Origin of the sequence: Azospirillum sp. RU38E, assembly GCF_900188385.1 — a bacterium.
GTDB lineage: Bacteria > Pseudomonadota > Alphaproteobacteria > Azospirillales > Azospirillaceae > Niveispirillum.
On the sequence record NZ_FZOI01000002.1, the window covers coordinates 1 to 19,911 of the forward strand.

Sequence of the window (19,911 nt, forward strand, 5' to 3'; positions counted from 1 at the left end):
AAATCTTCCGCAAACTGCGTGGTCGCCGCAGGGTAAACACCACGCCACGTAAGCTCCGCCATCGTAAATCCTCCGTTGAATTGATAATCGTATACTATATAAATTCTCGCTTTGCCAAGCAGGAATGATCAGGGGGCGGTCAGGCGCAGCGTCAGCGGTGTCTGGCCCAGCGGGATGCTGTAGCCCTCCCGCTCCAGAACCGCCCCCGGTACGGTCAGCCGCTTGGCCGATGGGGTCATCGCCTCCAGATACAGCCGGGCGACCGGTGTATGGGGTGTGGCCGGGTCCAGGGTCAAGCTGATCTGGCCGCTGGCAGGATTATAGGTAGCGCGGGCGATCTTGCCCGCCTCCAGCGTGATCCATTGGCCGGCTGGCGCGATATAGAGCCGGCTGCGGGCGCTGTCCTTGGGCGTGATGATGATCTCCTCCCCCGATTGGCTGACATCGCCACCAAAGCCCAGCCAACCAAAGGTAGGGTGATTGACCAGATAGGAGGCCGTGGCATAGGCATGGCCGAAGAAGCCCATGCCGTAATCCCCGCTATAGGGATCCCATTTCATCATGTCCGGCCAGGCATGGAAGGCGGCTGACGAGAAGCCGTCCTGATCGATATTGGTGATGCCGCCCAGCAACCCGCCATAGGCAACCCGCAGCAGATGGAAATCAGCCGGGTCACGGCGATAGGCATCGAACAGGGGCACCGCATTCAGGGTGGAGCCATAATGGTGAATCTGTCGCTCCACCCGCGCATATTTGCCGCCATAGAGGAAATCCCAATAGCGGCGGGCATTGCCATTATAGCCCCAGCTGGGCAGGGTGGGATCATAGCCCAGGATCACTTCCCGGGTGGTATCCGCCTGCTGGGCATGGCCGAAATAGCGCATCCAGGCATAGACTTCCGGCTGCCCCGTGGAATCCCACGGCATTTCGGAGCCGAACGGGTATTTCAGCGATTTCCAGTGATCGGCCCGGCCCTTCATCAGCCGTTCCAGGGTGGCGGCTTCTTCTGCCATGCCTTCGCGCCGCAGATCGCGCAGGATATCGACGAAGACATCACCTTCCACCTGACCGAATTCGGCATAATGTGGCGCGTCGCGCATCATGGCGACGATGGTGCGCCAGGCCCAGCGCAGATAGAAGGCGGCGTCATGTTGCTTTACCATACCCGGATGGTTGCGGGCGGTGCGGTACAGCACCCAATGGCCGAGCGCCACATGCGGGTAGTTAAAGGAACGGCCCAGATCGCCGGCCCCCTTCTTGTCCCAGGAGGTCCAGCTTCGCCATTGTTCTGGGTTCTTGTACAGGTCGGGAAAGCGCGCAGGATCGTAATAGAACAGGCTTTTCTTGACGGCACCCGCCTGCGGCCCGTCGGCGACCTGCAGGTCGCCCAGCACCGTTTCATTGACCAGCTGTTCGATCCTGGCGACCTCCGCCGGGTCGGGATTATCCAGCTGTTTCAGGGTGGCGGCCACCCAACTGCCGCCACCACCCTCATCGCTCATCCCGGCGATCCAGACGCGCGGTTCGACATCGACGATCTTCCCGGCTTCCTTGTCATAGGTCAGGATGGCGGGGGAACGGCCGAACGGGTCGCCCTTGCCTTCATACCATTGCTGGCGGGTGGAAAAACGGCCGAGATCGGCCATCACCTGGGCCAGCGGCTTGGTCAGGAAATAGCTGATAGTCTGCTTCTGCCCGTCTTCATAGGTGAGCGTCAGGCGGACTTGCCCCCAGCCCTTGGCCTGCAGGGACAGGCGTGTCCAGCCATTCACCTCCCCGTCGCGGCTGGCCAGCAGGGCGCCTTCCGGCTCGCTCTCTACCGTCTTGATCGGGCTGGGCGCCTTCACGAACAGGGTGCCGCGCTGGTCGGTTGGCAACACATAGCCCGGAATGCCCACCGCCACCGGCCGGCCCTGTGCCGCCAGCACATCCTCAATGGCGCGGATGCTGGGGGCCTCCACCAGCCGCACCCCGACTTCCATCACTTCCCCCGGTGCCAGGGTGCGGCTGGTGGGGCGGTTCCATTGTTCGCCGGCCTGTTGCCATTCTCGTTCCGCCATGCCGGCGGAATGCACCATCCAGTCGTAGAACCCTTCCGACGTCTGGCCGCGCGGGCTTTTGTCGGTGAACAGGGAGCCGGCGGCTTCCTTAGGGTTTTTCAGCGGGCTATAGGCCTCCAGCGGCGTGCCGGGGCGGGGCAACACCAGCAAAGCCGGGCCATGGCCATTCAGGCGGGTCACCTGAAGATAGCCGGCATCGCGGCCAATATAGGGATCGACGAAACTTGCCTGGGCGTGCGCCTCTTCCAGCGAACGGCCGGTCAGGATATTGTCGAACACCATCGGCATCCCCAGCGCGCCAATCTCCACCGGCTGAGTGGATCTGTTGGTCAGGCGGAAGACCAGGGCGGGGCTGCCGCCCTCATTCAACCAGCGCCGTTCCACCGCCAGCGGAATGCCGTCGCCCATGCTGGCGCTGATATCGGCCGCCGCGATCACATCGCCCCCGGTGGCCAGCGTCCGGATGGGTTTGCGCGTTTGGGCAGACGCGAAATCCCGCCATTCCCCACCGGCCTGCCGTAACCGCAGGTTCAAATCGCCCAGATGGTTATAGCCGTCGCCCGCCCGTTCGGGCAGGCGAGCGGTGGGCACGAAGCTGAAACCCGGTTCCGACGCCGGTGACAGGCGGGCCAGCGTCTGCGTATCGCGGCGCAGGGCCAGGTGAAAGCTGCCCACATGATGATCGCTGGTGGCCACCGGAGCGTAGACCGGCTTTTCCTGCTGCTGCGGCTTTCCCTGGGCCGGGGTGGGGGCGGGAAGGGCGGCGATCACCGTACCGGCCAGCAGGGCGGCGGCAAACAGGCGTGCGGGCTTCATACTGCCTCTCATTGTTGGGGGAAGGGCGGGCCGGGGCCGTCTCCCGCGCGTCAGTCTCTGTCGGGAAAAAAGCTACCGTTGATGGGGGCGTGACGCAATAAATATTATACGATATAAAATATGGGGGATGTTGGGATGAACGGCCCAGAAGTCGGGAGGGGTGAGATGAAATGGCGGGTTTCCGGTCTGGCGCTGCTGTTGCTGGGGATTATGTCCGCCGTTGCGCAAACAGCCACCCCGCAGAGCTTCAGGGTCACCGGCAACCCGATCCTGTCCGATGGGCGTTATTATTCAACCGACCCGGCCCCGCTGGTGGTGGGGGACAGGCTCTATATCCTGGCCGGCCGGGATGAGGCGCCGGCGGACGTCAATGATTTCATCATGAAGGAATGGCAGTTGCTCAGCACCAGCGATCCGGATTCCGGGCACTGGACCCATTATCCCGCCATTGCGCGACCGGAGGCGGTTTTTGCCTGGGCGGAACCCGGACGGGCCTATGCCGGGCAGATTGTTCAGGGGCGGGATGGCCGCTTCTATCTCTATGCCCCGGTGTTGCAGCGGGATAGCGGGGCGGAAGATCGGTTCGCCATTGGCGTGGCGGTGGCGGACAGCCCGCTGGGGCCGTGGCGGGATGCGCATCCCGCCGGCCCCATTATCTCCCAGCAGGTGCCGGTGCCCAACCGTATCCAGAATATCGACCCGACGGTGCTGGTGGATGATGATGGCCGCGTTTTCATCTATTGGGGCACGTTCGGGCGGCTGCGCGCCATGGAACTGGCGGCTGACATGGTGACGCCCAAAGGGCCGCCGCAGGTGATCGACACGCTGACCGGCTTTTTCGAAGCACCCTGGATCATGAAGCGCAAGGGTACCTATTATCTGCTGTATGCTGGCAATAATGCCGGACCGCGCAGCGCCTGCACCCCCGCCTTGTACCATGCCTGCCAGGCCTATGGCACCGCACCATCACCGCTGGGGCCCTGGACCTATCGCGGGGTGCTGCTGCGGCCGGTCTCCTCCACCACCTCCCATGCGGGGGCGGTGATGTTCAAGGGGCAATGGTATCTCGCCTATCATACGGCGGATGCCAGGGGCGGCGGGCATTTCCGCCGCGCCGTGGCGCTGGACCGGTTGGAATGGGATGACACGCGCAAGCCCGCCGCCATCCTGCCGGTACAGCCCACGCGGGCACGCCAAGTCCCACCGCTGCCCAGCCGCAATATTGCCGGGGCGGCCACCGCGGTGGCCGCCAATGATCCGATCCCCGTGCGCTATTGGATCAAGGCGTTGAATGACGGGATTGTCCGGCCCGCCCCCCTGCCGCCGGACATGTGGGGCAGCGGGCTTGGCGACAAGCCTGCCCAAACCTGGCCCACCCAAACCTGGATAGAATATCGCTGGTTCGCGCCGGTGCGGCTGAATGCCAGCCGAATCTGGTTTGTGGCCGACCAGCAGTCGGGCGCCGCCATAGGCATGGCACCGCCCGCCGCCTGGCATCTGGAGGTGTGGGGGCAGGGGGGCTGGCAACGGCTGGAACCGCTGGGTGCCTCCTATGGTACGGCATCGGGGCGGTTTCAGGAGGTTCGGTTCAATCCTGTCACGACCCGCTGCCTGCGGGCCGTTTTCACCGCTGCTGGCAGACCGGATGCCCCCGCCGCCATCGGTGTGCAGGAATGGGAGGCGCTGGCGCCGACCAAAACGCCGCCCGCCCCACCCCCCGTTCCGGCGGCACCGGCCTGCGGCCCCTGATGCCGGGGCTCATCACGGCCGCAATGCCACTTTCACCCAGCCGGCACCCAGCCGGGCCGGCGCAGGTCGAACTGGCGATAGGCTTCCAGCACATCGGTGACCGCTTTCATCGCTTTTCACCTGTCAGCAGATATTGCTGCACGATGGCTTCCAGATTATCGCGCAGCCAGCCGGCCATCGCCTCTTCCTCCCGCCGGATCGCATCCATGGTGGCGGCAATGCCGGGCTCCCCGGCGGCGGTGGCGGCGGCGACCAGCACCGTATAGTTCGCCACCTCGAACTGTTCGAAGGCATGGCTGAAGACGCCGCCCTTCACCACCTCATCCTCGGCGATGGCACCGGACATGGCCTGGGCAAAGCCGGTCAGTGCTGCCAGCCCGGTTTTCAGGGCGGATGTATCGGCCCCCAGCTGGTGCAGGCACTGCTTTACCTGCTCCGCCTGGCTTTTCGTCTCAGCAATATGCTGTTCCAGCCTTGCGGCCAGGGCGGGATATTGGCGCAGGCGGCCATGCATGTTCTGCATCATCTTTTCCGCCTGGATTTCCATGGCATAGGCATCGCGCAGCCAGTCGATCAGATGGTCGCGGGCGGTGTTCATTCTCATCTCCATGGGTGTTGTTTTCGAACAGGAAACAGCATTGGGGCGTGGTGTGCCGCAGCGCCGCGATGAACAGGCGTTCAGGCACCACCGGCGATCCGGTGGTGCCCGTGGCGATTGGGCTTTGCGTCGTATCACGCCGCCTTGGCGTTGACCTGTCCGGTGGCCAGCTTGCTCAACAGCGCGTCGGTGCGCTTTTCTTCTTCCAGCGTCTGGCCCAGCAGGTCGGCGGCCTCCTCCAGGCCCAATTGCTGGGCCCAGGTGCGCAGGGTGCCGTAACGGCTGATCTCGTAATGCTCCACCGCCTGGGCGGCGGCCAGAATGCCGGCATCCAGCGCCTCGCTGCCGCTGAAATCCTCCATCACCTCCTTGCATTCCTCAATGATGCCGACAATGGCATCACAGGTCTTGCCGCGGGGGGCCTTGCCGATCAGATCGAACACCTTGTCCAGCCGTTCGATCTGGCCTTCGGTTTCGCTGCGGTGCTGTTCGAAGGCCTGGCGCAGTTCGTCGGACTGCGCATTCTTTGCCATGCGGGGCAGGGCGCGCAGGATCTGCTTTTCGGCGTAATAAATGTCCTTCAAGGTCTCATGGAACAGATCGGTCAGTTCCTTGGGCTGCTTGGCCATGAAAAGCTCCTGGATTTTGGGGGGTGATGACGCCCCGTCGGTGTGGGGCCGTCCATGGTGCTAAACCCCGGCTGGGAGGTGACGTTCCGTCTCCAAACGGGGCAACACGCCTGCCCGATCGCCCCATTTTTGCGGTTCTGCCGCCCGTTCACCCGGATGGGCGGGGGCGGCTGGAACCGGTTCATGAACCCTGGGCGGTCACGCCATCGCCGTAAGCTGTTGAATAACAGGAGTGTTTCTTAATGGAAATATCTCCCCGCGGGCAGAATCCATCCGACATTGCTGTTTATCAAGGATTTGTGAGGGAATTCACCGGCGTTACCCCAAACGAAACATCTCTATCCGATATAGTTTGTATCTTTAAGGAAACCAACGCAGCGGCCCCCTGTTCATGCGGAAACCCATCTTCTTCTTCCCATGAAATTCCCATGAAAGCGGGGGCGCAATGTTGGGGACTTTCCTCATTACCGGTGGTGCCGGCTTTATCGGCCGGCATCTGGCGCGTGAGTTGCTTGCCCATGGCCACCGGGTCCGCATCCTGGATGCGCTGGTGCAGCAGGTACATGGCGACGGGCTGCCGGATCTGCCCGAGGGTGTGGAGTTCATTCAGGCCGATTTGCGTGACATGGCCGCCGTTTCCCGGGCCCTGGAAGGGGTGGATGGCGTTTATCATCTGGCGGCTGAGGTCGGTGTCGGCCAGAGCATGTATGAGATTGAACGCTATGTCAGCGGCAATGATGTCGGCACCGCCGTGCTGTTGCAGGCGATGATCGACAAGCCGGTGCGCCGCATCGTCGTCGCCTCCTCCATGAGTGTCTATGGCGAAGGGGTTTATGTTGACAGCACCGGCCTGACCCATGACCGGGTGCGCCGCGATGGCGGTCGCATGAAACAGGGTCAGTGGAACCCGGTCAACCCGCTGGGCAGCGAGCTGACACCGGTGCCCACGGCAGAGGAAAAGCCGGTCGATCTCGCCTCCATCTATGCGCTGACCAAATATGCCCAGGAACAGGCCGTGCTGATCTTCGGTCGCGCCTATGGGGTGGAGGCGGTGGCGCTGCGGCTATTCAACGTGTTCGGGCCGGGTCAGGCGCTGTCCAACCCCTATACGGGGGTGCTGGCCAATTTCGCCTCCCGCCTGGCCAATGGGCAGGCGCCGATGATTTTTGAAGATGGCCGGCAGCGGCGGGATTTCGTGCATGTGCGCGATGTGGCCTGCGCCTTCCGGCTGGCCATGGAACGGCCCGGCATTGCCGGCCACCTGTTCAATATCGGCAGCGGGCGTTCCTATGCCATTGCCGATGTCGCGCGGATGCTGGCGGATGCCATGGGGGCGGGGCTGATCCTGCCCGATATTCTGGGCCGCGCCCGCTCCGGCGATATCCGCCATTGCTTTGCCGATATCTCGCGTGCTCGCGAGATGCTGGGCTATCAGCCCCGCTATCTGCTGGAAGACAGCCTGTATGAAATGGCCGGCTGGGTGGCGCAGATGGAGGCACATGACCGGGGCAGCGAAATGCGCCGCCAGTTGGAACAGCGGGGCCTGGTGTCATGACGGATGGTTTTACAGAAACCAGCCGTCCCTTCGGCTTTGTCGAATGGTTCCGCATCGGGGAGCGGGAGCGGGCGGAAGCGGCGGTAGCCGCCATGCAGGCCGCCGGGGCCAGCCGCCTGCGCACCCATCTCTCCTGGGCGGATTACCACACGGCGGAAGGGCAGGCCTGGTATGATTGGCTGATCCCCATGCTGGGCACGCAAATGGACCTGCTGCCCTGCCTGCATTACACGCCGCCCTCGCTCTCCCGCACGGGTCGCACGTCGGGGCCGCCCAGGCGGCTGGCCGATTATGCCGATTTCGTTGACCATGTGCTGACCCGCTATGGACGGCATTTCCCGGCGGTGGAGCTGTGGAACGAGCCGAATAACCTGCTGGACTGGGATTGGCGGATCGACAGCGATTTCATGCTGTTTTCCGAAATGGTCGGCGGGGCCGCCTTCTGGGCGCGCAAGCGCGGCTGGAAGACGGTGCTGGGCGGTCTGTCGCCCTTTGATCCCTATTGGCTGAACCTGATCGGCACGCGCGGGGTGCTGGCCCATATCGATGCCATGGGTTTCCATGGCTTTCCCGGCACCTGGGACAGTGAACAGGGTACCTGGGATGGCTGGGATCTGCATCTGGGGGAGATGCGCGCCATCCTGGACCGGCACAACCCGGATACGGAAATCTGGATCACCGAAACCGGCTATTCCACCTGGCGCAATGACGAGGTGGAACAGGTCAGCCGTTTCGTGCAGGCCATGCAGGTGCCGGCCCAGCGTTTCTATTGGTATGGCTGGCGCGATATCGCCCCCGATACGGCGGTGCAGGAAGGGCTGCGCTTCGATCCGCGCCATTACCATCTGGGGGTGAAGGATGCCGAAGGGCGGCCCAAGCTGCTGGCCCGCCTGCTGGCCCAAGGCGGGCCAGCCAAGGCGGTGGAGACGGCGGGCCTGTCCCGCCCCTATCTGGCCGCCAGGGTGAAACCCACCCTGATCATTGGCGGCAGCGGCTTCATCGGCGCCAATCTGGCCGAGAGCTTGCTGGCGGATGGGGAAGAGGTGCTGGTGCTGGATAATCTCTACCGCTCCGGTGTGGAGGGTAATCTGGCTTGGCTGCGCGACCGTTATGGGGAACGGGTGCATCCGGTGCTGGGCGATATCCGCGACGGGCACGCGCTGCGCCCTGTTGTTGCCGATGCCAAGGCGGTGTTCCATTTCGCCGCCCAGACGGCGGTGACCAGCAGCCTGACAGCCCCTGAGCATGATTTTGAGGTGAATGCGCGCGGCACACTGAATGTGTTGGAAAGTGCCCGCGCCACCGGCCGGGCACTGCCGGTGATCTTTGCCAGCACCAACAAGGTCTATGGCGGGCTGGAAGATCTGGGCCTGATCCAGATGGATGATCGTTATGTGCCGCAGGATGCCGATATCCGCGCCCATGGTATCGACGAGGGCCGCCCGCTGGATTTCCACACCCCCTATGGCTGTTCCAAGGGGGTGGCCGATCAATATGTGCTGGATTATGGCCGATCCTTCGGCTTGCCCACGGCTGTGCTGCGGATGAGCTGCATCTATGGCCCCCGCCAGTTCGGCACGGAGGATCAGGGCTGGGTGGCCCATTTCCTGATCCGCGCCCTGGCCGGGCAGGGGATCAGCCTTTATGGCGATGGCAAGCAGGTGCGCGACATCCTGCATGTCGCCGATACGGTGGCAGCCTATCGCGCCGTGCTGGCCAATATCGGCCACCTGCAGGGCCGGGCCTTCAACCTGGGCGGCGGCCCACGCAATGCCGTCAGCCTGCGCCTGATCCTGCAGGAGATTGAGAAGCTGACGGGCCGGCGGCTGGAACGGTCGCTGCATGACTGGCGGCAGGGTGACCAGCTTTATTTCGTCGCCGATACGCGCCGGTTGGAACAGGCGGTGGGCTGGCGGGCGCGCATCGGCTGGCGTGACGGCTTGCGTGATCTGGCCGGCTGGCTGCGCCGCCATCGCCTGGAAGAACAGGCCGTTTCCGAAGCAACCGACAGGCAGGCATGGAAGGTGACGGCATGAAGGTGGCCCTGGTCAATCCCGCCTGGCGCTATGATGGCAGCATCTATTTCGGTTGCCGGGAACCGCATCTGCCCCTGGAACTGGGCTACAGCGCCGCCCTGCTGCGGGCGGCGGGGCATCAGGTGCTGTTGCTGGATGGGCAGTTGCAGGGGCTGGACAATCCGGCCCTGGCTGCCCAAGTGGCCGGTTTCGCGCCGGATTTCACCGTGGTGACGACAGCGCCGACCTATCTGTTCTGGCGCTGCGCCCCGCCGGAACTGACGGTGCCGGCGGAATTGCTGGCCCTGCTGGATGGGCAGGGCGGGCGCTGCGTGGCCGTGGGGCCGCACGGTTCCGCCACACCGGGGGCCACCCTGCGCAAGCTGGGGGCCGATCTGGTGGTGCTGGGGGAGTGTGAGGAGGTGGTGGCCGCCCTTGCCAACACCCCCGACTGGTCCGCCGTGCCATCCACTGCCATGCTGGTGGGCGGGCAGGTGCGGGTGAATGGGGGGCGCCATGCCAGTGCCTTTGTCGATCACCCGCCGCTTTCCTGGCCCGCCGACTGGCTGGCCGCCCATCACCATCATCACCACCGGTTCGATCAGGGCCAGCAGGGGCAGGGGGCGGAGGTGGAGGCATCGCGCGGCTGCCCCTATGAGTGCAGCTTCTGCGCCAAAATCGATTTCCGCGATGCCTATCGCCGGCGCCGGTTGGCGCCTCTGCTGGCGGAAATTGATGGGCTGATCGCCCAGGGCGTCACCTACATCTATTTCATCGATGAAATCTTCCTGCCGCAGAGACCGCTGCTGGAAGCGCTGGTGGATCGGCCCATCCAGTTCGGCATCCAGACCCGGATCGACCTGTGGAAGCCCGACCTGCTGGCGCTGCTGGGAAGGGCCGGCTGCGTCTCCATCGAGGCAGGGCTGGAAAGCCTGACCGTGGAGGGGCGGGAGGCGCTGGCCAAGCGCTGCCGGCTGGATACGCCGGAACTGGCGGCTTTGCTGGTGGAGGCACGCCGCCATGTGCCCTTTGTCCAGGCCAATCTGATCGGCATGGTGCAGGATGATGCCGATCTGGTGGCGCATTGGCGCCGCCATCTGATCGACCGGGGGGTGTGGGCGAATGAACCGGTACCGCTCTACCCCTATCCCAGCAGCCCCAGCTACCGGGCGCTGTGGGGGATGCCGGATGATCAAGCCTGGGAACGCGCGCATCAGCATTATCTGGCGGCCTTCGACCGGTTCAGCGATATCCAGGATGACCGGCCGCTGCCGCTGGTCGAACTGGAACGCCCCTGCTGTGCCGGGGGGCGGGCATGAGGCCGCAACGCGTACTGATGACGCTCGATGCCGTGGGCGGCGTCTGGCGCCATGTGGTCGATCTCGCCGGCGCGCTGGCCCGTAACGGCACCCAGGTGCTGTTGGCGGGGCAGGGGCCGGCCCCTGCGGCAGAACAAAGGCGGGAACTGGCCGCCATTCCGGGGGCGGAACTGGTCTGGATGGGCGGCCCGCTGGACTGGATGGCGGTGTCAGAGGCGGAACTGGCCGGCACGGTGGCGGAACTGACCGCCATCGCGCTGGACCACCGGGCCGACCTGCTGCATCTGCATCTGCCCGGTCTGGCGGTGGGCCTGCCGCTGGAATTCCCCGTGGTGGCCGCCGCCCATTCCTGTGTCGTGACCTGGTGGGAGGCGATGCGCCGCACCAGGCCGCCGCCGGAATGGGATTGGCATCGCCGCCGCAACCGCGCCGGATTTGAGCGGGCGGATATCATCCTGGCGCCCAGTACCTCTTACGCTGATGCCATGGTGCGCTGTTATGGCCCCATTGCCCGGCTGCATGTGCTGCCCAATGCCGTCGCCCCCATCCCGGCCAGCCCAACCAAGGAACCCTTCATCCTGGCCGCCGGGCGCTGGTGGGATGAGGCGAAAAACGGCATCGCGCTGGACCGGGCCGCCGCCGGCCTGCCCTGGCCGGTGCTGATGGCGGGGTCGCTGGAGGGGCCGCACGGCCAATCCTTCCGCCCGCACCATGCGGAGGCGCTGGGGCCGATGGCACACGAGCGGCTGGCCGGGCTGGTGGGGCGGGCGGCGATTTTCGCTTCCCCCTCGCTGTGCGAGCCGTTCGGGCTGGCGGCGCTGGAAGCGGCGGCGGCTGGGGCGGCCCTGCTGCTGGCTGATATCCCGACATATCGGGAATTGTGGGACGGGGTGGCGATCTTCGCTGATGCCCGCGACCCTGCCGCCTTTGGCCATGCCGCCCGCGCCTTGATCGCCGACCCGAATGGGCGGGCCGTGCTGGGCCGCCGTGCCCAGCGCCGGGCTGAACAGTTCAGCCTGCAACGCCAGTTGGACAGCGTGGCCGGCTTCTACGCCATGGCGCTGGGCCATTCGATGCAACGCCCTTTGGACAGGGATAATATCCAATGAAAATAATATTCTACACCCATTCTCTGATGTCGGACTGGAACCACGGCAACGCGCATTTCCTGCGCGGGGTGATGCGGGAACTGGCCCGGCTGGGCCATGAAGTGTTGGCATTGGAACCGGCGGACGGGTGGAGCCGGGCCAACCTGCTGGCCGACCAGGGGCCGGCGGCGCTGGCCCGTTTCAGCGCTGATTTTCCCGGTTTGGCCAGCCAGACCTATGGCACGGATTTCGACCATGCGGCGGCCACCGCCGATGCCGATCTGGTGATCGTGCATGAATGGACGGCCCCTGCCCTGGTGGCGCTGCTGGGCCGGCTGCGCCGCCAGGGCGGGGGCTTCACCCTGTTGTTCCATGACACGCATCACCGCGCCGTTTCCGCCCTGCCGGAGATCGCCGGGCTGAACCTGGGCGATTATGACGGGGTGCTGGCCTTTGGGGAGGCGCTGCGCCAGCGTTACCTGTCCGCCGGCTGGGGCCGCCGGGTCTTCACTTGGCATGAAGCGGCGGATACCGCCCTGTTCCGGCCCTGGCCTGACCTGGACAAACAGGGCGATCTGGTCTGGATCGGCAATTGGGGCGATGATGAACGCAGTGCCGAGATTGACCAATATCTGGTGGAACCGGTGCGCCGCCTGGGCCTTGCCGCCTGTGTGCATGGCGTGCGCTATCCCGCCGATGCACTGACGCGACTGGCGGGGGCCGGCATCCGTTACCGGGGCTGGATCGCCAATGCCGATGTGCCCCATGCCTTCGCCCGGCATCGGGTAACGGTGCATATCCCGCGCCGGCCCTATGTGGAAAGCCTGCCCGGTATTCCCACCATCCGGATGTTTGAGGCGCTGGCCTGCGGCATCCCGCTGGTTTCCGCCCCCTGGCAGGATGTGGAAGGGCTGTTCCGACCCGGTCGGGATTTCCTGTTTGCCCGCAATGGCTGGGAAATGCAGCGCCACCTGTCGGCCTTGCTGGCCGACCGGGCGATGGCGGCGGAACTGGCAGCCTCGGGCCTCGCCACCATCCAGGCCGCCCATACCTGCCGCCACCGTGCCGCTGAATTGCTGGGCATTGTGGCGCAGGTGCGGGGCGGGCCATTGGTGGCGCCGCTGGCGCTGGAAGGCGTGGCATGAGCCGGATTGCCTTTTACGGGTCCAGCCTGCTCTCCTCCTACTGGAACGGGGCGGCGACCTATTACCGGGGGCTGCTGCGGGCACTGGCGGGGCTGGGCCATGCCATCACCTTCTATGAACCCGATGTCTATGACCGCCAGCAGCACCGGGATATCGATCCGCCGGACTGGGCGCGCGTGGTGGTCTATCCACCGACTGCCCAGGCATTGCTGGACGTTACGGCGCAGGCCGCCGACGCTGATGTGGTGGTGAAGGCCAGCGGGGTGGGCTTTGCCGATGATGTGCTGCTGGAACGCTTGCTGGTGAACAGCCGCCTGGATGCGCTGATGATCTTCTGGGATGTCGATGCCCCCGCCACCCTGGCGGAAATCACCCCAGATCCGCATCACGCGCTGCGCTTGGCGCTGCCCCGGCTGGATGCGGTTTTCACCTATGGCGGCGGCGCGCCGGTGGTGCAGACCTATCGCCGGCTGGGGGCTTGGTTATGCGAGCCGATTTATAATGGCCTGGACCCGGCCACCCACCATCCCGTTCCCCCCGATCCCCGTTTTCAGGGCGATTTGGGCTTTCTGGGCAACCGCCTGCCGGACCGGGATGAACGGGTGGCGGATTTCTTCCTCCAACCCGCCGCGATGCTGCCGCAGGCCCGCTTTCTGCTGGGCGGGGCGGGATGGGATGGGGTGACCCTGCCGGCCAATGTGGCCCGGCTGGGCCATGTGCCCACCGCCGCCCATAATGCCTTCAACACCAGTCCGCGCGCGGTGATGAACATCAACCGGGCCAGCATGGCCGCCACCGGCTTTTCCCCGCCGACGCGCGTGTTTGAGGCGGCGGGGGCCGGCGCCTGCCTGATCACCGATGACTGGCCGGGTGTCGATATGTTCCTGGCACCGGGGGAAGAGGTGCTGGTGGCCCGCGACGGGCGCGACGTGGCCGACATGCTGCGGACCCTGACGGCGGAACAGGCGGCCGCCATCGGCCAGCGTGCGCTGGCCCGCGTGCTGGCCGACCATACCTATGACCGCCGCGCCCAGCAGGTGGACCGGCTGCTAGGCGCGCTGCTGGCGGCCAAACGGCAGGAGATGAGGGCATGAAGATCAGTATTATCGGGCTGTCGCTCTCCTCCTCCTGGGGGAATGGACATGCCACCACATGGCGGGCCTTGATCGGCGGGTTGCAACGGCTGGGGCATCAGGTGACGTTCCTGGAACGCGATGTGCCCTGGTACGCCGCCAACCGCGATCTGCCCCGGCCGGCTTTCTGCGACCTGCATTTTTATGACGGGCTGGAGGGGCTAGCCCGGTTCGATCCGCTGCTGCGCGAGTCCGATCTGGTGATCGTCGGTTCCTATGTGCCGGATGGGGTGGCCGTGCTGGACCATGTGCTGGGGCTGAGTGTGCCCCGGCTGGCCTTTTACGATATCGACACGCCGGTGACGCTGACCACCCTGCGCCGGGATTGTGACGCTGCCTATCTGGCCCGGCGGCAGATCCCGCTGCTGGATCTCTACCTCTCCTTCACCGGCGGGCCAGTGCTGCAGGTGCTGCAACAGGAATTCGCTGCGATACGGGCAGCGGCGTTTTATTGCGCGGTGGATGAGGAGTGCTACAGCCCCCGCACCGTGCCGCAGCGCTGGGATCTGGGCTATCTCGGCACCTACAGCCCCGACCGTCAGCCGGTGCTGGAGCGTTTGCTGCTGGAACCGGCGCGCCGCCTGCCGGATCGGCGCTTTGTCGTCGCCGGCCCGCAATATCCCGACGGGATCGACTGGCCGGCGAATGTGGAGCGGATCGAGCATCTGGCCCCACAGGCGCACGCGGATTTCTACGCTGCCCAGCGCTTCACCCTGAATGTCACCCGCGCCGACATGGTGGCTGCCGGCTGGTCGCCCAGCGTGCGGCTGTTTGAGGCGGCGGCCTGTGGCACCCCCATCATCAGCGATGAATGGCCCGGCCTGACCGACCTGCTGCCGGAGGGTGACTGCATCACCATCGCCCGCAGCACCGATGATGTGGTGCAGGCACTGCGGGACATGCGGGAAGCCCACCGTTTGGCCCAGGCTGAGCGGGCCCGCAGCCGCATCCTGTCGGCCCATACGGGGCGGGCCCGGGCGGCGCGGCTGGTGGCGCTGATCGGGGAAATCGCGGAAAAGGGAAAGCCCCGTGCCGGGCAGGTCACCGGCACGGGGAGGGGAGAGAGCCTTACAGCATCGGCCGCCCGCCGGTGACGGCGATGATGGCCCCGGTGATATAGGACGCCTCCGCTGAGGCCAGCATTACATAAGGGGGGGCCAGCTCCGCCGGTTGGGCGGCCCGGCCCAGCGGCGTGTTGGACCCGAAGCTTTCCACCTTTTCCGCCGGCATGGTGGAGGGGATCAGCGGGGTCCAGACCGGGCCAGGGGCCACGGCATTGACCCGGATACCCTTTTCCGCCACCAGGGCTGCCAGCCCGACGGTGAAATTGGCGATTGCCCCCTTGGTGGTGGCATAGGCCAACAAATGCGGGTTGGGGTCTTTGGCATTGATGGAACTAGTATTGATGATGCTGGAGCCCGGCTTCATCACCGCCACCGCCGCCTTGGACAGGTAAAACTGGCTGTGGATATTGGTGCGGAAGGTCAGTTCCCATTCCGCATCCGAAATGTCGCCGATCTGCTGGAAGCTGGCCTGATGGGCGGCATTATTCACCAGAATATCCAGCCGCCCCAACCGGTCCAGCGCCTGCTGCACCAGATGCAGGCAATGGGCGGGGTCGCCAATGTCACCCGGTACCAGCACGGCTTTGCGGCCCGCCTGTTCCACCCAGCGGGCCGTTTCCTGCGCGTCCTCCTCCTCGCTGAGGTAGGAGATCAGCAGATCGGCCCCTTCCCGGGCAAAGGCGATGGCCACGGCGCGGCCGATGCCGCTGTCACCCCCGGTGATGATGGCGGCCAGCCCCTTCAGCCGGCCATGGCCCTGGTAGCTTGCCTCCCCATGGTCGGGTTTTGGCTGCATCTGGTCGGTTTCGCCCGGCATCTCCTGTTGCTGGCGCGGCTGTGGCGGTTGTGGGGCGTTCTGGCGCGGATCATCTGGCATCTGGGCTCTCCCTCTCAGCCTTGCCGGTTGCTGGAAACCGCACTCATCACGGCGGCGACATTGCGCCGGTCCGCGCTGCGGCTGGCCAGATCGCCGATGCTGACGATCCCGACCAGCCGCTTGTCACGGTTGACAACAGGGAAACGTCGGATGCAGTTATTGATGAAATTATCGCCCAGGCTGTCGGTATTCTCATCCTCATAGACATAACAAAGCTCGCTGCTCATCACGTCGCGCACCGGCGTGTCGGGGGCGCGGCCCTCGGCCAGGGCGCGGATCACCAGATCGCGGTCGGTGACCATGCCAACCAGGCGGTCACCTTCGCCCACCGGCAGGGAGCCGGCATCAATGTCGCGCATTTGTCGGGCGGCGTGCTGGATTGTGTCATCCGGGCTGGCCAGGGTGACATCACGGGACATGATCTCGCTGATCTTCATTTGTCAGGCCCTTTTGCTATGGGGGATGGGAAGGGTGGGCCGCATGGTCAATGCGGGCCCACTCGCCAGATGGGCGATCCTTCCCCCCGCCCAAGGGACGTGAACCCCCTTGCGCCGGTCCGTGATCCGTAAGGGCTTTATGTATCCGAAGAGGAAACCAGGATGACCCGCCTGTTCCCCTTTTCGCCGGGGCACGACTGGCCCGTCACCGCCGTTACATGCGGTGGTAGGCATCACGCCTGTGATAGCCAAGGGACATCATGCGATGGCAGAGACGAAAAACACGACGGATCATGAAACCATCCGCCGCTGGGTGGAGGCGCGGGGCGGCCGGCCGGCCCATGTGAAGGGGACAGGTGGAAAGGATGATCCCGGCATCCTGCGCATCGATTTCGGCGCCCCGGATGACGCGCTGGAAGCGATCGACTGGGAAGAATTCTTCGCCAAGTTCGATGAAAACGGCCTGAGCTTCCTTTATCAGGAAAAAGACGGACAGGGCAAAGACAGCCGGTTCAACAAATTCATCAGCCGGGACAGCCATGACCGGGGCTGAGCCACCTGCCGCCCAGGGCCACCGGCTGAAAGTCGCCATCAATGCGGGACAGACAAAGGATAAGGTGGCCTTCCCCGATCCCGCCGCCGCCCCGCTGGGCACGGATGATGAGGCGGCGGGCCAGACCGCCACCGCCGGCAATCCGGCGGGCGGAGACATCACCACCCCGCCAGAACCGGGTGGTGATGCCGCTTTCCGTGACCCGGCGGGGGAGGTGCGCTGGCACCCCCGCCTGTTGCTGCTGGTCCTGGCCGGGGCCGTGCTGGCCGGCCTGCTGGTGCTGGCCCTGTTTATCCTGTCGGCTTGAGGGGGCCGCCCGCTACGGATCAGCCCAGGGCCGCTTCCACCGCCTTGCCACAGGTGATGGTATTGGCCTTGCCCTTCAGGTCGCCGGTGCGTAAGTCCGGTTCGGCCAGCACGCTTTCTACTGCGCGCATGATGCCGGCGGCGGCCTCCGCCTCACCCAGATGGTCCAGCATCATGGCGGCCGACCAGATCTGGCCGATCGGGTTGGCGATGCCCTTGCCGGCAATATCGGGGGCCGACCCGTGCACCGGCTCAAACAATGACGGGCCGGTGCCTTCCGGGTTGATATTGCCGGAAGGGGCGATGCCGATGGTGCCGGTGCAGGCTGGCCCCAGATCGGACAGGATATCGCCGAACAGGTTGGACCCCACCACCACATCGAACCGGTCCGGGTTCAGCACGAACTGGGCCGTCAGAATGTCGATATGGTACTTGTCCCAGCGCACATCCGGGTACTGTGCCGCCATCGCCTCCACCCGCGCATCCCAGAAGGGCATGGAGATGGAGATGCCATTGGACTTGGTGGCCGAGGTCAGGTGCCGGTTGGGCCGGCGGTTGGCCAGTTCAAACGCATAGCGCAGCACCCGGTCCACACCATGGCGGGTCATCACCGTTTCCTGGATGACGATTTCCCGGTCGGTGCCGGGGAACATATGACCGCCAATGGACGAATATTCGCCCTCCGTATTCTCCCGCACGATCCAGAAATCAATGTCGCCCGGCTGGCGGCCCGCCAGCGGGCAGGGCACGCCCGGCATCAGCCGCACCGGGCGCAGATTGATATATTGGTCATATTCGCGGCGGAACTGAAGCAGGGAGCCCCAGAGCGAGATATGGTCTGGCACCGTGGCGGGCCAGCCGACGGCGCCGAAGAAAATGGCGTCGGGCTTGCCGATCTGTGCCTTCCAATCCTCCGGCATCATCCGGCCATGGCGGGCGTAATAATCGCAATTGGCGAAATCATGCCATTGCTGGTTGATGGTGAAGCCATAGAGGCTGGCGGCGCGTTCCAGCACGCGCACGCCCTCCGGCATCACTTCCTTGCCGATCCCGTCGCCGGCGATGACGGCAATCTTATAGCTGCGCTTGCTGCTCATGCTCCGTGTCCCAGTTTCAGGCCCGCAATGTGGAAGGTCTTGGTTTCCAGATATTCATCAATGCCGGTCGGCCCGCCCTCGCGGCCCAGACCGGATTGCTTGATGCCGCCGAAGGGCGACATTTCCATGGCGATGGAGCCGGTATTCAGCGCCACCATGCCGGTTTCCAGCGCCTCCGCCACCCGGAAGGCGCGGTGCAGATTTTCGGTGTAGAAATAGCTGGCCAGCCCGAAGGGCGTGTCATTGGCAATGCGGATCGCCTCTTCCTCTGCCTGGAAGCGGAAGATGGGGGCGACGGGGCCGAAGGTTTCCTCCGACGCTAGCCGCATGGACGGATCGGCCCCGGTCAGCAGCACCGGCGTGGCAAACCGTTCACCCTGATAGCCGCTGGTCTGCGCGGTCAGGCGGGCGCCGCGCGACAGTGCGTCATCCACATGGGCCTGCACCTTCGCCACGGCGGCCTTGTTGATCAGCGGGCCGGTGGTGACACCCGGCTGGTCGCCCGGCCCCACCTTCAGCGCCGCCACGGCGCGGCCCAGCTTTTCCACAAAGGCATCGTGAATGCCATCCTGCACCAGGATGCGGTTGGCGCAGACGCAGGTTTGGCCGGCATTGCGGAACTTGCTGGCCATGGTGGCGGCCACCGCTACATCCAGATCGGCATCGTCGAACACGATCAGCGGCGCATTGCCGCCCAGTTCCAGCGACAGGCGCTTCACCGTGTCGGCGCATTGCGCCATCAACAGGCTGCCGATACGGGTGGACCCGGTGAAGGAGAGCTTGCGCACCAGCGGGCTGCCGGTCAGGGCGGCACCAATGCCCTGCGGCCGCCCGGTGACGACATTGAACACGCCCGGCGGAATACCGGCCTGTTCCGCCAGCTTGGCCAGGGCGAGCGCGGTGAACGGCGTCATCTCCGACGGCTTCACCACCACCGGGCAGCCGGCCGCCAGGGCGGCACCGCATTTGCGGGTGATCATGGCGGCGGGGAAGTTCCAGGGCGTGATGATGGCCGAAACGCCCACCGGTTCCTTCATCACCAGAATGCGGCGGTCGGCTTCCGGTGCCGGCACCATGCCGCCCAGAACGCGCCGCGCCTCACCGGCAAACCATTTCACGAAGCTGGCGGCATAGCGCACTTCGCCCGCCGCTTCGGCCAGGGGCTTGCCCTGCTCGGCTGTCATGATGCGGGCCAGATCATCGCCATTGGCCAGCATCAGCGCGTGCCAGCGTTCCAGCATATCGGCCCGCGCCGCCGCCGGCAGCGCCCGCCAGGCCGGCCAGGCGGCATGGGCGGCAGCGATAGCGGCATTTGTGTCCGCCTCATCCGCGTCCGGCACGGTGCCGATGATGGCGCCCTTGGCGGGATTATCCACATCCAGGGTGCGGCCAGAGGCAGCACCCACCCACTGGCCACCGATCAGATTGGCCTGGATGAACAAGGTGGGGTCGGCAAGGGTCGGCTTCATG

The 19,911-nt window shown here is 65.3% G+C and carries 17 protein-coding genes; 10 read left to right on the forward strand and 7 right to left on the reverse strand.

The window, feature by feature from the left end; genetic code table 11:
- Positions 1-128: 128 nt before the first annotated feature.
- Entirely contained in the window at positions 129-2,876 is a 2,748-nt protein-coding gene (locus tag CHB97_RS05250) for a DUF5695 domain-containing protein (protein ID WP_244559412.1), read from the reverse strand.
- Positions 2,877-3,041: 165 nt separating this feature from the next.
- On the opposite strand from CHB97_RS05250, the gene CHB97_RS05255 reads away from it, so the two are divergent.
- Complete coding sequence (locus CHB97_RS05255; protein ID WP_089286921.1) at positions 3,042-4,625, forward strand: family 43 glycosylhydrolase; 1,584 nt, start codon at positions 3,042-3,044, stop codon at positions 4,623-4,625.
- 106 nt (positions 4,626-4,731) lie between these two features.
- On the opposite strand, the gene CHB97_RS05260 is transcribed toward CHB97_RS05255, so the two are convergent.
- Both CHB97_RS05260 and CHB97_RS05265 read right to left on the reverse strand, forming a co-directional pair.
- Positions 4,732-5,223, reverse strand: coding sequence for a ferritin-like domain-containing protein (locus CHB97_RS05260; protein WP_089286922.1), 492 nt, complete (start codon positions 5,221-5,223; stop codon positions 4,732-4,734).
- A gap of 134 nt (positions 5,224-5,357) precedes the next feature.
- Positions 5,358-5,852: a ferritin-like domain-containing protein gene (locus tag CHB97_RS05265; RefSeq protein ID WP_089286923.1), complete on the reverse strand. Its 495-nt coding sequence runs from the start codon at positions 5,850-5,852 to the stop codon at positions 5,358-5,360.
- Positions 5,853-6,297: 445 nt separating this feature from the next.
- Between CHB97_RS05265 and CHB97_RS05270 the strand changes: the two genes are divergently transcribed.
- From CHB97_RS05270 to CHB97_RS05300, 7 genes are read left to right on the forward strand one after another with little or no spacing between them, the layout of a single operon-like run.
- Complete coding sequence (locus tag CHB97_RS05270) at positions 6,298-7,407, forward strand: NAD(P)-dependent oxidoreductase (RefSeq protein WP_200819828.1); 1,110 nt, start codon at positions 6,298-6,300, stop codon at positions 7,405-7,407.
- Positions 7,404-9,443, forward strand: coding sequence for an NAD-dependent epimerase/dehydratase family protein (locus tag CHB97_RS05275; RefSeq protein WP_089286924.1), 2,040 nt, complete (start codon positions 7,404-7,406; stop codon positions 9,441-9,443). The genes CHB97_RS05270 and CHB97_RS05275 overlap by 4 nt, the downstream gene beginning before the upstream one ends.
- Positions 9,440-10,741: a TIGR04295 family B12-binding domain-containing radical SAM protein gene (locus CHB97_RS05280; RefSeq protein WP_089286925.1), complete on the forward strand. Its 1,302-nt coding sequence runs from the start codon at positions 9,440-9,442 to the stop codon at positions 10,739-10,741. Before CHB97_RS05275 ends, CHB97_RS05280 begins: the two co-directional genes overlap by 4 nt.
- Positions 10,738-11,850: a glycosyltransferase family 4 protein gene (locus CHB97_RS05285; RefSeq protein WP_200819829.1), complete on the forward strand. Its 1,113-nt coding sequence runs from the start codon at positions 10,738-10,740 to the stop codon at positions 11,848-11,850. The genes CHB97_RS05280 and CHB97_RS05285 overlap by 4 nt, the downstream gene beginning before the upstream one ends.
- Positions 11,847-12,974, forward strand: a complete 1,128-nt coding sequence (locus CHB97_RS27020) for a glycosyltransferase (protein WP_089286927.1) — start codon at positions 11,847-11,849, stop codon at positions 12,972-12,974. Before CHB97_RS05285 ends, CHB97_RS27020 begins: the two co-directional genes overlap by 4 nt.
- The gene (locus tag CHB97_RS05295) at positions 12,971-14,068 is read left to right on the forward strand and encodes a glycosyltransferase (RefSeq protein WP_089286928.1); all 1,098 of its coding nucleotides are present in this window, start codon (positions 12,971-12,973) and stop codon (positions 14,066-14,068) included. Before CHB97_RS27020 ends, CHB97_RS05295 begins: the two co-directional genes overlap by 4 nt.
- Positions 14,065-15,201 (forward strand): glycosyltransferase, encoded by a 1,137-nt coding sequence (locus tag CHB97_RS05300; RefSeq protein WP_089286929.1) that lies wholly within the window; start codon positions 14,065-14,067, stop codon positions 15,199-15,201. The genes CHB97_RS05295 and CHB97_RS05300 overlap by 4 nt, the downstream gene beginning before the upstream one ends.
- Here the strand turns inward: CHB97_RS05300 and CHB97_RS05305 are convergent.
- Both CHB97_RS05305 and CHB97_RS05310 read right to left on the reverse strand, forming a co-directional pair.
- A complete protein-coding gene (locus tag CHB97_RS05305; RefSeq protein WP_089286930.1) occupies positions 15,176-16,048 on the reverse strand; it encodes an SDR family oxidoreductase in 873 nt (290 codons plus the stop codon). The genes CHB97_RS05300 and CHB97_RS05305 overlap by 26 nt on opposite strands.
- 14 nt (positions 16,049-16,062) lie before the next feature.
- A complete protein-coding gene (locus tag CHB97_RS05310; protein ID WP_089286931.1) occupies positions 16,063-16,485 on the reverse strand; it encodes a CBS domain-containing protein in 423 nt (140 codons plus the stop codon).
- A gap of 265 nt (positions 16,486-16,750) precedes the next feature.
- On the opposite strand from CHB97_RS05310, the gene CHB97_RS05315 reads away from it, so the two are divergent.
- Together CHB97_RS05315 and CHB97_RS05320 are read left to right on the forward strand one after the other, a co-directional pair.
- The gene (locus tag CHB97_RS05315; protein ID WP_089286932.1) at positions 16,751-17,038 is read left to right on the forward strand and encodes a hypothetical protein; all 288 of its coding nucleotides are present in this window, start codon (positions 16,751-16,753) and stop codon (positions 17,036-17,038) included.
- Positions 17,025-17,345, forward strand: a complete 321-nt coding sequence (locus tag CHB97_RS05320; RefSeq protein ID WP_089286933.1) for a hypothetical protein — start codon at positions 17,025-17,027, stop codon at positions 17,343-17,345. The genes CHB97_RS05315 and CHB97_RS05320 overlap by 14 nt, the downstream gene beginning before the upstream one ends.
- A 19-nt stretch (positions 17,346-17,364) precedes the next feature.
- On the opposite strand, the gene CHB97_RS05325 is transcribed toward CHB97_RS05320, so the two are convergent.
- Together CHB97_RS05325 and CHB97_RS05330 are read right to left on the reverse strand one after the other, a co-directional pair.
- Complete coding sequence (locus tag CHB97_RS05325; protein WP_089286934.1) at positions 17,365-18,441, reverse strand: tartrate dehydrogenase; 1,077 nt, start codon at positions 18,439-18,441, stop codon at positions 17,365-17,367.
- A complete protein-coding gene (locus tag CHB97_RS05330; RefSeq protein WP_089286935.1) occupies positions 18,438-19,910 on the reverse strand; it encodes an NAD-dependent succinate-semialdehyde dehydrogenase in 1,473 nt (490 codons plus the stop codon). The genes CHB97_RS05325 and CHB97_RS05330 overlap by 4 nt, the downstream gene beginning before the upstream one ends.
- Position 19,911 lies beyond the last annotated feature (1 nt).